16 protein-coding genes are annotated in these 12,829 nt (G+C 73.4%); 8 read left to right on the top strand and 8 right to left on the bottom strand.

The features are described 5' to 3' along the window. Positions 1-8: 8 nt before the first annotated feature. Positions 9-1,058 carry an alpha/beta fold hydrolase gene (locus tag ABEB12_RS35465; protein WP_185065178.1) on the bottom strand — a complete coding sequence of 350 codons (1,050 nt, stop codon included), beginning with the start codon at positions 1,056-1,058 and terminating at the stop codon, positions 9-11. A gap of 37 nt (positions 1,059-1,095) precedes the next feature. Here ABEB12_RS35465 and ABEB12_RS35460 point away from each other — a divergent pair, with 37 nt between their 5' ends. Both ABEB12_RS35460 and ABEB12_RS35455 read left to right on the top strand, forming a co-directional pair. Then, a complete protein-coding gene (locus ABEB12_RS35460) occupies positions 1,096-2,247 on the top strand; it encodes an acyl-CoA dehydrogenase family protein (protein WP_185065177.1) in 1,152 nt (383 codons plus the stop codon). After that, the gene (locus ABEB12_RS35455; protein ID WP_185065176.1) at positions 2,247-2,993 is read left to right on the top strand and encodes a dihydrofolate reductase family protein; all 747 of its coding nucleotides are present in this window, start codon (positions 2,247-2,249) and stop codon (positions 2,991-2,993) included. The genes ABEB12_RS35460 and ABEB12_RS35455 overlap by 1 nt, the downstream gene beginning before the upstream one ends. On the opposite strand, the gene ABEB12_RS35450 is transcribed toward ABEB12_RS35455, so the two are convergent. After that, positions 2,957-3,307: a DUF1330 domain-containing protein gene (locus ABEB12_RS35450; protein ID WP_185065175.1), complete on the bottom strand. Its 351-nt coding sequence runs from the start codon at positions 3,305-3,307 to the stop codon at positions 2,957-2,959. The genes ABEB12_RS35455 and ABEB12_RS35450 overlap by 37 nt on opposite strands. A gap of 227 nt (positions 3,308-3,534) precedes the next feature. Here ABEB12_RS35450 and ABEB12_RS35445 point away from each other — a divergent pair, with 227 nt between their 5' ends. From ABEB12_RS35445 to ABEB12_RS35435, 3 genes are read left to right on the top strand one after another with little or no spacing between them, the layout of a single operon-like run. After that, on the top strand, positions 3,535-5,112 hold the full coding sequence (locus tag ABEB12_RS35445) for an alpha/beta fold hydrolase (protein ID WP_185065174.1): 1,578 nt from the start codon (positions 3,535-3,537) through the stop codon (positions 5,110-5,112). 32 nt (positions 5,113-5,144) lie between these two features. After that, positions 5,145-5,351: a ribbon-helix-helix protein, CopG family gene (locus tag ABEB12_RS35440; RefSeq protein ID WP_185065173.1), complete on the top strand. Its 207-nt coding sequence runs from the start codon at positions 5,145-5,147 to the stop codon at positions 5,349-5,351. Further along, a complete protein-coding gene (locus ABEB12_RS35435; protein ID WP_185065172.1) occupies positions 5,352-5,735 on the top strand; it encodes a type II toxin-antitoxin system death-on-curing family toxin in 384 nt (127 codons plus the stop codon). On the opposite strand, the gene ABEB12_RS35430 is transcribed toward ABEB12_RS35435, so the two are convergent. Beyond that, on the bottom strand, positions 5,732-6,571 hold the full coding sequence (locus ABEB12_RS35430; protein ID WP_185065171.1) for an NAD(P)H-binding protein: 840 nt from the start codon (positions 6,569-6,571) through the stop codon (positions 5,732-5,734). The genes ABEB12_RS35435 and ABEB12_RS35430 overlap by 4 nt on opposite strands. Beyond that, entirely contained in the window at positions 6,568-7,005 is a 438-nt protein-coding gene (locus tag ABEB12_RS35425) for a nuclear transport factor 2 family protein (protein WP_185065170.1), read from the bottom strand. The genes ABEB12_RS35430 and ABEB12_RS35425 overlap by 4 nt, the downstream gene beginning before the upstream one ends. A 101-nt stretch (positions 7,006-7,106) precedes the next feature. Here ABEB12_RS35425 and ABEB12_RS35420 point away from each other — a divergent pair, with 101 nt between their 5' ends. Continuing rightward, positions 7,107-7,931 carry an MmyB family transcriptional regulator gene (locus ABEB12_RS35420; RefSeq protein WP_185065169.1) on the top strand — a complete coding sequence of 275 codons (825 nt, stop codon included), beginning with the start codon at positions 7,107-7,109 and terminating at the stop codon, positions 7,929-7,931. Here the strand turns inward: ABEB12_RS35420 and ligD are convergent. Then, positions 7,928-8,953 carry a non-homologous end-joining DNA ligase gene (gene ligD, locus ABEB12_RS35415; protein WP_185065168.1) on the bottom strand — a complete coding sequence of 342 codons (1,026 nt, stop codon included), beginning with the start codon at positions 8,951-8,953 and terminating at the stop codon, positions 7,928-7,930. The genes ABEB12_RS35420 and ligD overlap by 4 nt on opposite strands. Positions 8,954-8,976: 23 nt before the next feature. Between ligD and ABEB12_RS35410 the strand changes: the two genes are divergently transcribed. Beyond that, positions 8,977-9,282 carry a hypothetical protein gene (locus ABEB12_RS35410; RefSeq protein WP_185065167.1) on the top strand — a complete coding sequence of 102 codons (306 nt, stop codon included), beginning with the start codon at positions 8,977-8,979 and terminating at the stop codon, positions 9,280-9,282. 107 nt (positions 9,283-9,389) lie between these two features. Next, on the top strand, positions 9,390-9,800 hold the full coding sequence (gene msrB, locus ABEB12_RS35405) for a peptide-methionine (R)-S-oxide reductase MsrB (protein WP_185065166.1): 411 nt from the start codon (positions 9,390-9,392) through the stop codon (positions 9,798-9,800). 11 nt (positions 9,801-9,811) lie between these two features. Here msrB and ABEB12_RS35400 read toward each other — a convergent pair whose 3' ends face one another. From ABEB12_RS35400 to ABEB12_RS35390, 3 genes are read right to left on the bottom strand one after another with little or no spacing between them, the layout of a single operon-like run. Next, the gene (locus ABEB12_RS35400; RefSeq protein WP_185065165.1) at positions 9,812-10,096 is read right to left on the bottom strand and encodes a hypothetical protein; all 285 of its coding nucleotides are present in this window, start codon (positions 10,094-10,096) and stop codon (positions 9,812-9,814) included. Between the two features lie 5 nt (positions 10,097-10,101). Next, the gene (locus ABEB12_RS35395; protein ID WP_185065164.1) at positions 10,102-11,583 is read right to left on the bottom strand and encodes an MFS transporter; all 1,482 of its coding nucleotides are present in this window, start codon (positions 11,581-11,583) and stop codon (positions 10,102-10,104) included. Beyond that, complete coding sequence (locus ABEB12_RS35390; RefSeq protein ID WP_185065163.1) at positions 11,580-12,824, bottom strand: MFS transporter; 1,245 nt, start codon at positions 12,822-12,824, stop codon at positions 11,580-11,582. Before ABEB12_RS35390 ends, ABEB12_RS35395 begins: the two co-directional genes overlap by 4 nt. Positions 12,825-12,829: the final 5 nt, after the last annotated feature.

Genomic DNA, 12,829 nt, shown 5'->3' with positions numbered 1-12,829 from the left:
TCCTCAGCTCACCGGGCCGGATCGCGCTCGTCCAGGAAGGCGTCCAGGTACGCCCAGGTGGTGTCGCGCGAGCGCCGGCCGGTGAGCACGCCGAGGTGCCCGCCGGGGGCGGTGTGATAACTCACCCCCGGGGAACCGGTGAGCAGGTCCACCCCGTGCCGGACCGCCCGCAGCGGCGCGATCACGTCGTCCTCGCCGGCCACGATGAGCACCGGAACCCGCACGTCGGCCAGCTTCACCTGCCGGCCGCGCAGGTCCAGCGCACCGCCGCCGAGATCGTTCGCGCGCAGCATCATGTGATAAATCTGACCGAAGGTGCGGCCGGGATAGCCGTGCATGTGGTTCATCAGGTAGTCCACGGCCTCGATCTGCTCCAGCACGTCCCGGTCGTCCAGCCGGGACAGCACGGTCAGCGGCTTGGTCAGGTACTTGTCCACCGTGGACAGCTGGAAGGCCCACTTCACCACCGGCGCCGGCACGCTGCCCAGCGCCTGGTAGATGGACGACACGACGCGCCCGCCGGTGATCTGGGCCAGCGGCCGCAGCGGGGCGACCAGCGGCACCGACGCCACGTCGAACGGGCTGGCCACCGCGGTGATGCCGGACACCGGCAGGGTCGGCCGGTCGGCGGCGGTGAGCAGGGAGAACAGCCCGCCCATGCACCAGCCGACCAGGTGCACCTCGGCACCGCCCCGGTACTCGCTGACCCGGTGCACCGCCCGGGGCACCACGTTCTCCACCCAGAACTCGATGCCCAGGCCCCGCTCGGCGAAGGAGATCGGCCCGTAGTCGACCAGGTAGACGTCCCGGCCGGCCAGCAGCAGGTGCTCCACCAGGCTGCACCCCCGGCGCAGGTCGTAGGCGAAGTCCGGTGCCCCCAGCGGCGGCACCAGGAGCACCGGCAGCCCGGTCGGCTCCCGCCCGTCCGGTGGCAGGTAGCGGTAGAGCATCGCGTTCGGCGCCGAGTCGATCAGCTCGCGAGGCATGCGGCGCAGGTCGGCGAGGTAGCCGGTGACCGTCCTGTCCCGGACGTTGGCGACGGCAGCCTGGAGATCCATGCGCTCAGGTTACCGACAGGTATGTGACACTCCGTCCATGCAGCGGAACATCTTTGCCGACGACGCCGACGGCTTCGGCTCCTTCCGTGATCTGGCGCGCACGTTCGTGGCGCGCGAGGTGGAGCCCCACCACGAGCGGTGGGAGGAGGAGGGCCAGGTCAGCCGGGAGGTGTGGTTGGCGGCCGGCAAGGCCGGGCTGCTCGGCATGGAGGTGCCCGAGGAGTACGGCGGCGGCGGGGTCGAGGACTTCCGCTACAACGCCATCCTGAACGAGGAGCTGGTCCGGGCCGGCGCCAGCGGCATCGGCTTCCCGCTGCAGAACGACGTGGTGGCGCCGTACCTGATGCGGCTGTGCAACGACGAGCAGCGCCGGCGCTGGCTGCCCGGGTTCTGCTCCGGCGAGCTGATCACCGCGATCGCCATGACCGAACCGGGCACCGGCAGCGACCTGCAGGGCATCCAGACCACGGCGGTCCGGGACGGCTCCGACTGGGTGCTGAACGGGGCCAAGACGTTCATCACCAACGGCATCATGGCCGACCTGGTCATCGTGGTGGCCAAGACCGACCCGGACGCCGGCAGCCGCGCGTTCACGCTGCTCGTGGTGGAGCGGGACATGCCCGGCTTCGAGCGCGGCCGGCGGCTGAAGAAGGTCGGCATGAAGGCGCAGGACACCGCCGAGCTGTTCTTCACCGACGTGCGGGTGCCGGAGTCCAACGTGCTCGGTGAGCTGGGCCAGGGCCTGATCTACCTGATGCAGAACCTGCCCCAGGAGCGGCTGTCCATCGCGGTCAGCAGCACCGCCGGGGTGGAACGGGCGCTCGAGCTGACCGTCGACTACACCAAGGAGCGGAACGCCTTCGGCAAGCCCATCTCGGCGTTCCAGAACACCCGCTTCGAGCTGGCCGAGATCGCCACCGAGGCCCAGGTGGCCCGGGTGTACACCGACCGGTGCCTGGCCGAGCACGTGGCCGGCAAGCTGTCGGCCACCGACGCGGCGATGGCCAAGTGGTGGACCTCCGACCTGCTCAAGCGGACCGTGGACCGGTGCGTGCAGCTGCACGGCGGCTACGGCTACATGCTGGAGTACCCGATCGCCCGGGCGTTCGTGGACGCCCGCGTGCAGTCGATCTTCGGCGGTACCAACGAGATCATGAAGGAGATCATCGGGCGGAGCCTGTTCGCCTGATGATCAGTTTGCTGCCCCCGGGGAGCGGCGAGGTCTCCGACGCCGATCTGGCCCGCCGCTACGCCTATCCGGAGGCGCTGGACCGGCCGTACGTGCGGGTGAACTTCGTGGCCAGCGCGGACGGCGCGGCCACGGTGGGCGGCGTCTCCGGCGGGCTGTCCTCGGCGCCGGACCGGCGGGTGTTCGGGGTGTTGCGCCGGCTGGCCGAGGTGATCGTGGTGGGCGCCCAGACGGCGCGCGCCGAGGACTACCGCGGTGCCCGCAAGCCCAACCTGCTGACCGGCGTGGTGCCGAGGATCGCGGTGCTGACCGCGACGGCGGCGCTGGACCCCGGGGCCAAGCTGTTCACCGACACCTCGGTGCCGCCGTTGATCCTGGCCGCCTCGACGGCGCCGCCGGACAACCTGGGCCGGCTGGCCGACGCCGGCGCCGAGGTGGTCACCGTGGCCGGGGACCGGGTGACCCCGGAGCTGATGGTCGCCGAGCTGGCTGCCCGGGGGCTGCACCGGGTGCTCTGCGAGGGCGGGCCCCGGCTGTTCGGCGACCTCGTCGTGGCCGACGCGGTGGACGAGCTGTGCCTGACCATCGCCCCCGCGCTGGCCGGTCCGGGCGCCGGCCGGATCGTCGGCGGCCCGCCGGGCGCGGTGCAGGAGCCTCGGACGTTGCGGCTGGTCAGCGCGTTGTTCGAGGACGGATCCCTGCTGCTGCGCTACGGCCGGGACGGCAGCGTCGCGCGCATCGCCTGAGCGGTGCGCCTCGGGTCGTAGCCCTCGGGCACGCCCTCGATCAGGATGATGTCGCCCTTGATGTGCCGGGAACGCAGCGGCGCGATCTCCTGATAGGCGGGCGAGTCCCACCACGCGCGGGCCTCCTCGACGCCGGGGAAGCCGATCATCACCACGTTCCCGGCCCAGCTGCCCTCCTTCACCTCGTGCTCGGTGACGTGCACCAGGAAGCGGCCGCCGTACGGCTCGAACGTGTCCCCGATCCGCTCCACGTACTCGGCGATCTCCGGGTGCGGCTCGGCGTTCCGCAGGTTGGCGATGACGTAGGCGGGCATGTCGTCCTTCCGGTCCAGGCTGTCCTCGTTGCCCCCCCGAGCGTGGCATTCCACTGTGTCCCGAGTCGATAACCTGGCAGGTAAGCAGGCACCGTGAACGCGCCTTACCGAATCCTCACCCCGCGCGCGGCAGGCTGTACCGTGCGGCGCAATCCGCGCCTCAACTGGAAGCACCTCGGGAGACAGGCGTGCCGCGTTCGGCTGGTCGACTTGGCGGACCGGCGGGCTTGACGGGCGCTGTCACCGTGCTGGCCGTCGCGGTCGGGCTGCTGGTCAGCTCGTGCGCCGTCGGGCCCTCGGTGCGCCCCCCGGTGGCGGTGCACGGCAGCAGTGCTGTGGACGGCGCCCCGGAGCCGCCGGCCCACCCCGCGCCGCCCGCCGCTCCCACCGTCCCGGTGCCGGACGTCGGCCCGGCCGACCTGGTCGACTTCGTGGACTGCACCGAGGACATGAAGCCGGTCCTGCCGGTCCCGGTGCCCACTGACCGGCACCTGCGGTTCGACTGCGCGGACATCCCGGTCGACTCGGACATGGACACCGGCCGCCGCCGGCAGTCCTCCATCGGCCTGATGCGCATCACGCAGGCCGGCAAGCCGCCGGGCGCCCGTCCCCCACTGCTGGTGCTCGGCGACAGCGACGGCGAGACCGGCACGCAGCGCGCCGCGCGGCTGGCCGCCGAGGTGCCCCTGCCGGTGCTGCAGCAGTTCGACCTGATCGGCATGGACCGCCGGGGAGAGGGCACCAGCCGGCTGGACTGCGCCCCGCCGGAGGTCCGCTCGGAGATCCTGGACACCGACCTCACCGACGCGGACCAGGAGGACCTGGACCGGCTGCTGGTCGAGGTGCGGCAGATCGTGCAGGAGTGCTACCTCACCGAGGGCGAGACCCTCACCAAGTACGACACGGCGCACACCAGCCAGGACGTGGACCGGGCGCGCCGCCTGCTGGGCGTGCGCACGCTCAGCGCGATCGGCCTCGGCGACGGGGCCAGGGCGCTGGCGGTGTGGGCCAAGAATGCGCCGACCACGGTGGGCCGGCTGGTGCTGGACTCGCCGCCGGACCCCACCCAGGACGCGATCGGCGCGGCGATGGCCAGGGCCACGGCGGCCGAAGCGGCGTTCGACGCCTTCGCCGCGAACTGCACCTCCCGGCCCGGCTGCCCACTCGGCGGCAATCCCCGGGCCGCGGTGTCACAGCTGGTCGAGAAGCTGCGGGAGAACCCGCAACGAGGACCGGAGGGCACCCGGCTCAGCTCGGGCTCGCTGGTACATGCCATCTCGCTCGGCCTGGACGACCCCAACGAGTGGCCGGCGCTGGCTGGCGCGCTGGCCGCCGCCAACGGCGGCGACCCGGCCCCCATCCTGCGCTACCTGGACCAGCTGACCGGGCTGAACGGGCGGTTCGACCTGGCCCTGGCCACCACCTGCAACGACAACCCGCAGCGGGCGGCCCCGCCCCAGGTGCTGGACCTGCTGAACAAGTGGAAGACCAGCCACCCGCTGTTCGGCGCGATGGCGGCGGAGCGGCTGCTGCTGTGCAGCGCCTGGCCGGTGCCCGGCGCCCCGGCCACGCCCGGCCCGGCGGACGCCGCGCCACCGATGCTCGTGCTGGGCGCCGCCCGGAACCCGCGCCAGCCGCTGGACGGCTACCAGCGCGCGGCCGACCAGCTGGTCACCGCGAAACTGGTCAACTGGCAGGGCGCGGGTCAGGGCGCCTACCCGCGCACCGGCTGCGTCACCACCGCGGTGAACGGCCTGCTGCTGCAGGGCCAGGTCCCCCAGGCCAGCGTCCTCTGCCCGCCCTGACCGACTGGTATCTGACTGGTATCATCGCAGCCATGGCGATGACCCTGCGACTGACCGACGACGAGGCCACCGCGCTGCGCGCACAGGCCGACAGCGAGGGCAGGTCCATGCAGGACGTGGCCCGGGAGGCGGTCCGCGAGTACGTCTCCCGTCGAGCGCACGAAGCTCGGGTCCACAAGGCCGTTCAGCACGTGATGGCCAACCACGCCGAGGTGCTACGTAGGCTCGGCGAGGCCTGAGTGACCGAGTACCTCGATCTCGACGACCTGATCACGATCGCACGGGCGGCTGTGGGACCCGAGCCCCTGGTCCGTGACTACGGCCTGCTCGAGGCAGCCATTGCCCGCCCGAGGGCTACCGTGTTCGGTCAGGACGCCTACCCCGACCTACACCTGAAAGCGGCGGCGCTGCTGCACTCGTTGGTCTGCAATCACGCCCTGGTGGACGGCAACAAACGGCTCGGCTTCGCCGCGTGTGCGGTGTTTTTGCACCTCAACGGGTTCGCCCTGGAGGCGACAGAGGACGAGCGGGTCGATCTCGTGGTTGCGGTGGCGGCCGGGGATCTGGCCGACCTGGAGAAGATCGCGGAGCCTCTGCGCGCCTGGTCTGTGCCGGGCGGCTAGCCGGTCCACTCCCCGGCGTGTTCTTCGACGAACTCGGTGAAGGTGCGGGGCGGGCGGCCGGTGACGTCCAGTACCGAGGTGCTGACCAGGTCCTCCCGGCCGGCCCGGATGTCCGCGTCCACGCCGGCCAGGCTGGCGGCGAAGTCGGCGGGCATACCCGCCGCCCGATAGCGGGCGGCCAGCTCGTCGACGCCGATGTCCACCACCCGGACCGGCCGGCCGGTGCGTTCGGCGATGACCGCCGCCGCGTCCCGGTAGCTGAGGGATTTCGGCCCGGTCAGCAGCAGGTCGGGTCGGCCGGTGGTCGGGTCGGCGAGCAGTTCGGCGGCGACCGCCGCGATGTCCCGGGTGTCGATCCAGCCCAGCCGCCCGGCGCCGGCGGCGGTATGGATCTCGCCCTGCCGGCGGATCCGCTCGGCCACCGGGTGCGCGCCGGTGAAGGTCTGCATGAACCCGGAAGGGCGCAGCACCACCCAGCCGGGCCGGGACCGCACCCGGTCGGCCAGCTCCACCGTGCCCGGCGCGTCCCGCAGCACGGCGGCCGAACCGAGCAGCACCAGCCGGCGCACGCCCCGGCGGTCCGCCTCGGCCAGGAACGGCCCGACCACCGGCATCGGGTCCACGCACAGCAGCGGCGGCACCAGGTAGACGCGATCCACCCCGCGCAGCGCGGCCTCGTGGCTGGCCGGGTCGTACCAGTCGAACCGGACCGCGCCCGGCTCCTCGGGCGGCGGCTTGCGGCTCGCCGCCCGCACCGGTACGCCCCGTTGCCGGAGCAGCCCGGCCAGCACCCGCCCGGTCTTCCCAGTGGCCCCGGTGACCAGAACCCCGGTCACGCGGTCACCTCCGGGCTCAGCGCGGCGAGCAGCTCGGGCAGCGCGCCGGCGGCCGAGGCGGCGGCCAGCGGGTTCCAGTAGTCGCGGTAGGCGGTGATCAGCCCGTCCCGGGTGGTGATCACCGCGATGTAGTCCAGCCGGTAGGGCCGGCCGGTGCGCACCGTACGGCCGCTCGCGGTGAACTCCACCACCACGGTGTCCGGTCGCTCGGTGTGGTGCACGGTGACCGCCGGAATGTCCCGCACGTCCATCCGGTCCGGGTAGCCGGACAGGTACCCGCGGACCGCCTCCCGGCCGGTCAGCCGCTTCGGCCAGCCGCCCTCGGCGAACGGGAACTCCGCCGTGCCGTCCCCCGCCCACAGGTCGGCGATCCCGTCCATGTCCTTGGCCAGCAGCAGCTCGAGCAGCCGCCGGAAAGTCTGTTCTGGTGTCATGCCGCCAGGCTGGCCCCGGTGGGCACCGGCGCGGAACGGACCGGTCAGCCCCGGACCGGCGGTCCGTGGCAGGACCGCCGGCTACCTGCGAACCTGGCCGGGTGAGCCGCCGTGAACTGGCCGACTTCCTGCGCCGCAGGCGGGAGGCACTCCGCCCGGAGCAGGTGTCCCTGCCCCATCCGGCCGACCGGCGGGGGCGGCGGACCCCCGGCCTGCGCCGGGAGGAGGTCGCCGCGCTGGCCGGGATGTCCGCCAACTACTACGAGCGCCTGGAGCAGGCCCGCGCACCCCGGCCGTCCCCGCAGGTGCTGGCGGCGCTCGGCGCCGCGCTGAGGCTCACCGGGACCGAACGGGAACACCTGGCCCGGCTGGCCGGCCAGGCTCCCACCGACGGACGCCCGACCGAGCCCGCCGAGGTCCCCGCGCACGCCCGGCGCCTGCTCGACCAGCTGGCCCCGATCCCCGGCTACCTGGTCGACGAACGGCAGGACATCGTCGCGTGGAACGCCCAGGCGGCCGCACTGATCACCGACTTCGGCCGGCTGCCGGCGCGGGAGCGCAACGTGGTGCGGCTGTCCATCCGGCTGGGCGGCACGGTCTGCGCCGCCCCGGACGGCGCCGGCACCGAGTTCGCCCGGCAGGCGGCCGCCGAGCTGCGCGCGGCCACCGCCCGGCACCCGGCCCGGCCGGCCCTGGGCGAGCTGGTGAACGAGTTCGCCGCGCACGACCCGGACTTCGCCGCCAGCTGGCGGGAGCACGACGTGCGGCCCCGGCCGGTGCTGCGCAAGCTCGTGCGGCACCCGGAGCTGGGCGAGCTGGAGCTGGACTGCCAGACCCTGCTCATCCCCGGGTCGGACCTGCGCCTGGTGATCTACACCGCCGACCCCGGCAGCCCCAGCGCGGCCAAGCTGGCCCGGCTGGCTTAAGTGTCTTTGCGCGCTCGGGAGGGCTGCACGCGCTTGGGTTCGCCGGGCATCTTGGGGTAGTCCGGCGGGTACGGGAGATCGCCGAGGCCCTCGGCGGCGTCCTTCTCCGCCCAGTCCAGCACGGTCTCCAGGCCGCCGGGGTGCTGGTCCATGTCGGCGTGCGCGTCACCCCGCTCGGCCAACAGGCCCGGCACCGAGCGCAGCTCGAACTGCTCGGGGTCCACGTCGGCCAGCTCGTCCCAGCGCACCGGAAAGGAGACCGTGGCCCCCGGTCGGCCGCGCACCGACCAGGCGCTGGCCACGGTGCGGTCCCGGCACGCCTGATTGTAGTCCAGGAAGACCCGCTCGCCCCGGCTCTCCTTCCACCACTCGATGGTGGCCCGGTCGGGCACCTTCGAGGTCACCCGGCGGCCGATGGTGATCACTGCTCGGCGCACCTCGGTGAACGTCCACTCCGGGCGGATCCGCACGTTCACGTGCACGCCGCGCCCGCCGGAGGTCTTCGGCCAGCCGACCAGGCCGGCCTCGTCCAGCACCTCACGCAGCACGCCGGCCACGGCGACCGCGTCGGCGAAGTCGGTCCCGGGCTGGGGGTCCAGGTCGATGCGCAGCTCGTCGGGGTGGTCGGTGTCGGTGTCCCGCACCGGCCAGGGGTGGAAGTCCAGTGTGCCCAGGTTCGCCGCCCAGGCCAGCACGGCCGGCTCGGTCGGGCAGACCTCGTCGGCCGGCCGCCCGCTGGGAAAGGTGATGCGAGCGGTGCGCACCCAGTCGGGGGCGCCCTTGGGCAGGCGCTTCTGGTAGAACGGCTCGCCGGTCACCCCGTCCACGAACCGCTTCAGCGTGGTCGGCCGGTGTCCGATCGCCCGCAGCAGCGGCTCGGCCACGGCCAGGTAGTACTCGACCACCTCGCGCTTGGTGATCCCCCGGTCCGGGAAGTACACCTTGTCCGGGTTGGAAACCCGGACGGTGCGTTCCCCCTCCGGACCCGGCACGGTCAGCTCAACCGCCGGCGATCGACTCATTCACCAGACGCTACCGTGGTGGCATGCCGAGCCGCGATCCCGCCGAGCCGACCCGCCCGGCCCCGCCGTTCGACGACGAGCTGATCGGCCTCGACCCGGACGACCCCGAGGCCCAGGCCTTCGCCGCGCACCTGGACCGGATGCGCCAGGACCGGCCCACCTTCACCGTCGAGGGCTACCTGGACGGGGTGTCCGACTTCGCCGACTCGGCCAACCGGGCCCGCGGCGGCCGGCGGCTGCTGGCCATCGTCCTGGTCGGGCTGATCCTGCTGGTGGCCGGGTTCCTGATCACCGACGCGCTCGGCTTCGTGATCGCCACCTGGCTCTGACCGGCGTGGGTGGTCCGCCATGCCGTCATCCGCCGGTCGGTTGAAGGCGGGCGATCCGGGCCGTACTCGCGGAGCTGCCCACCCGAGATTCGTATTAGCGTGTAGGCATGGAAGAAGCCAAGGTCGTCAAGTCCGAGCAGGAGTGGCGCGAGCAGCTCACTCCGGAGGAGTACCACGTGCTCCGCGAGGCCGGCACCGAGCGGCCGTTCACCGGTGAGTACACCGACACCAAGACGGTCGGCATCTACAGCTGCCGGGCCTGCGGCACGGAGCTTTTCCGCAGCGAGACCAAGTTCGAGTCCCACTGCGGCTGGCCGTCGTTCTTCACCCCGCTGGCCGGGGACGCGGTGATCGAGCGCACCGACAACAGCCTGGGCATGGCGCGCACCGAGGTGCTGTGCGGCACCTGCCACAGCCACCTGGGCCACGTGTTCGCCGGCGAGGGCTACGACACCCCCACCGACCTGCGCTACTGCATCAACAGCGTGTCCCTGCGGCTGGTGCCGGACGAGGGCTGACCCGGACGCTCTCAGTTCGGCGCCAGCCGCCGGGCCAGCAGGTAGGCGGCCAGCGCGGGGACCACGAAGATCACCAAGTGGATGAGCAGCTCCTCGCCGAGCGAGTAGCCGGCGTTCACCCCCGCGTAGGTGTCCACCGCGCAGGCCACGAACCAGACGGCGATGAACCCGGCGAGGGCCCGGCCCCGCCAGGCCGGGTTCGACCGGGTGACCATGACCACCACGACGGCCAGCACCAGGCCGATGACGATTGCGAGCACGGTGCGCATCCGCTCAGCATCGACCGGTTCCGGCACCTCGATCAATCCCTCAGACGGAGCATGGCCAGCGCGGCGAGCAGCAGGACCAGCGCCGCCGCGACCACCGAGACGGCGTTCAGCCCTTCGGTGAACGCGGCGCGCGCGGCATCCAGCAGCGGTCCCGGCTCGGCGATCGCCGCGAGGCCCTCCCGGGCGGTCGCCGCCGCCTCGGCCGGGGTGCCGGGCGGCCGGGTCACCTCCAGCCGGGACCGGTAGACGGCGGCGGCGACGCTGCCCAGCAGGGCCAGCCCGACGGCCACGCCGAACTCCCCGCTGGTCTCGGACAGCGAGGAAGCCGCGCCCGCTCTCTCCGGCCGGGCGGACTCGACCACCAGCCCGATACCCAGCGCACCGAACGGCCCGGCGCCCAGGAAGGCCACGGTCAGCCCCGCCAGCACCGGGACCAGGCCGGTACCCGGCCCCGCCAGGGCCAGCGAGCCGAACCCGGCGGCGGAGACCACCAGCCCGGCGCCGATCGCGGTGCCGGCCGAGGTCCGCCGGGCCAGCCACGGGGCCAGCATGGTCCCCGCGATCATGGCCAGTGCGGACGGCACCATGGCCAGCCCGGACAACCACGGCGACAACCCCAGCACCAGCTGCACGTACTGGGTGAACACCAGGAACATGCCGCCCACCGCGACCATGCCGAGCATGATCACCACCAGCGCGGCGCCGACCTTCCGTTCGGCGAACAACCGCAGGTCCAGCAGCGGGCTGGCCAGCGAGCGCTGCCGGCGCACGAACCAGTAGCCGATTGCCGCGCCACCGGCGGCCATCATCAGCGCGACCGGCGCCGAACCGCCCTGGGCGATCTCCTTCAGACCGTAGACCACCGGCAGCACCGCGCCGAGGGAGAGAGCCACGCTGCCCAGGTCCAGCCGCCCGGGCGTGGGATCCCGGTACTCCGGCAGCAGCGCCGGCGCACCGACCAGCAGCAGGACCATCACCGGCACCCCCATCAGGAAGGCCGCGCCCCACCAGAAGTGCTCCAGCACGGCCCCGCCCACCAGCGGGCCCAGCGCGGTGCCGGCGGAGAAGCAGCTCATCCACACCGCGACCGCGAGCGCGCGCTGGGCCGCGACGGCGAACATGTTCCGGATCAGCGCCAACGTGGCCGGCATCAGGGTGGCCGCCGCCACGCCGAGCAGCGCCCGGGTGGCGATCAGCATCTCCGCGCTGGCCGAGTACGCGGCCAGCACCGAGGCCGCCCCGAATGCCGCCGAGCCGATCATGAGCAGCCGGCGCCGGCCGATCCGGTCGCCCAGCGTGCCCATGGTCACCAGGAAGCCGGCGATCATGAAGCCGTAACTGTCCATGATCCACAACATCTGCCCGGCGGTGGGCCGCAGGTCGGCGGCCAGGTGCGGCGCGGCCAGGAACAGCACGCTCTGGTCCAGCGCCAGCAGCAGGGTGGGCAGCGCCAGCACGGCCAGCCCGAGCCATTCCCGCGGGCCCGCGCGGGCCGGAGTGATCTGCTCGCTCACGTGGTCGCTCCCGCCGCGATCGCCGGGCCGAACGCCGCGCCCAGCAGGTAGCACAGGTTGAACAGCCCGATCGCGGTCGGCCGCGCGGCCTCCGGAACCGCACCGCCGGCCCGCAGCGCCAGCGCGCCCTGGCCGGTCGCCGCGCTGAGCGAACCGAGCAGCATGGCGGCGAACAGCAGCGGGGTCGACCCGGTCAGCGCCGAGCCGACCGCCGCCGCGACCGCGGCCAGGCACCCACCGGCCAGCGCCGCGACCAGCACCGGCAGGCGCAGCCGCGCGGAGGCGGCCACCAGCGGCCAGGAGCCGAGGCCACCGGCCAGGTAGGGCACCAGCATTCCGATGCCGATCAGCGCACCGGACCAGCCGGTCTGCTCGCCCAGCAGCCCGGGCACCGCGTACACCACGCCGAAGTTCACCAGCGCCAACCCGAAGGCCAGCAACGCCGAACCGGCGAACACTCGGCTGGACAACACCTCCACCGGCGCGAACCCGTCCGGCCGGCGGCGCAGCCACCAGCCGAGCAGCGCCACCGCGAGCAGCCCGGCGACGGCCGCCGCCAGCGGCCGGTGCGGCAGGAACACCAGCGCGGTGACCAGGCCGACCACCAGCACCGCGCCCAGCGGGTCCGCGCCCGACCGCTCGCCCGGCCTCTCCCCGGCACCCGAACCGAGGGTGCCCGAACCGGCACCCGAACCGGTGCTGCCGCGCATGGCGGCGGGCAGGGCGAACAGGCTGAGCAGCGGCAGCGCCAGGGTCACCTGCCAGCTCGTCGCCGCGCTCACGTGCGTGCCGATCAGCGGGGCGACCGCGCCGATGCCGGCCAGCGAGGACGTCACCAGACCCATCGCCGGCGGAGACCCGGCCAGGCTCATCGCCACCACGGTGAACCCGGCGCCGGCCAGCGCCTGCAACGCCGAGCCGACCACCAACGCGGGCAACCAGCGCACAGCCAGGATCAGCGCCGCGCCGGCCACCACCAGGACCGCACAGGCCGCCAGGGTGGCGCGGGCGCCCCGGCGGGCGAGCAACCCGCCCAGCAGCGGGGTGCCCACCGCAATCCCCCAGCCGAACGCGGTGACCAGCGCCGCCGCCCCGGCCACCGGCACGCCCAGGTCGGCGGCCACCTCCGGCAGCACCAGCGCGGGTCCGGTGATGCCGAAGGACAGCGGCCCGGCCAGCAGGGCCAGCCAGCCCGGCCAGACCCGCTCCGGGGCCGTCTCGATCAGGTCGTGGGAAGTCATCGCGG

It is taken from the genome of Actinospineispora eucalypti (assembly GCF_039543365.1).
Lineage (GTDB): Bacteria > Actinomycetota > Actinomycetes > Mycobacteriales > Pseudonocardiaceae > Pseudonocardia > Pseudonocardia eucalypti.
This window is presented reverse-complemented; position numbering and strand designations above follow the sequence as displayed.

What these genes read in the sequence shown, in the direction of transcription:
- ABEB12_RS35450 (WP_185065175.1), bottom strand. Translation starts at nt 3,307, where the DNA reads ATGCCCGCCTACGTCATCGCCAACCTGCGGAACGCCGAGCCGCACCCG.
- ABEB12_RS35440 (WP_185065173.1), top strand. Translation starts at nt 5,145, where the DNA reads ATGGCGATGACCCTGCGACTGACCGACGACGAGGCCACCGCGCTGCGC.
- ABEB12_RS35460 (WP_185065177.1), top strand. Translation starts at nt 1,096, where the DNA reads ATGCAGCGGAACATCTTTGCCGACGACGCCGACGGCTTCGGCTCCTTC.
- msrB (WP_185065166.1), top strand. Translation starts at nt 9,390, where the DNA reads ATGGAAGAAGCCAAGGTCGTCAAGTCCGAGCAGGAGTGGCGCGAGCAG.
- ABEB12_RS35455 (WP_185065176.1), top strand. Translation starts at nt 2,247, where the DNA reads ATGATCAGTTTGCTGCCCCCGGGGAGCGGCGAGGTCTCCGACGCCGAT.
- ABEB12_RS35410 (WP_185065167.1), top strand. Translation starts at nt 8,977, where the DNA reads ATGCCGAGCCGCGATCCCGCCGAGCCGACCCGCCCGGCCCCGCCGTTC.
- ABEB12_RS35465 (WP_185065178.1), bottom strand. Translation starts at nt 1,058, where the DNA reads ATGGATCTCCAGGCTGCCGTCGCCAACGTCCGGGACAGGACGGTCACC.
- ABEB12_RS35425 (WP_185065170.1), bottom strand. Translation starts at nt 7,005, where the DNA reads ATGACACCAGAACAGACTTTCCGGCGGCTGCTCGAGCTGCTGCTGGCC.
- ligD (WP_185065168.1), bottom strand. Translation starts at nt 8,953, where the DNA reads ATGAGTCGATCGCCGGCGGTTGAGCTGACCGTGCCGGGTCCGGAGGGG.
- ABEB12_RS35390 (WP_185065163.1), bottom strand. Translation starts at nt 12,824, where the DNA reads ATGACTTCCCACGACCTGATCGAGACGGCCCCGGAGCGGGTCTGGCCG.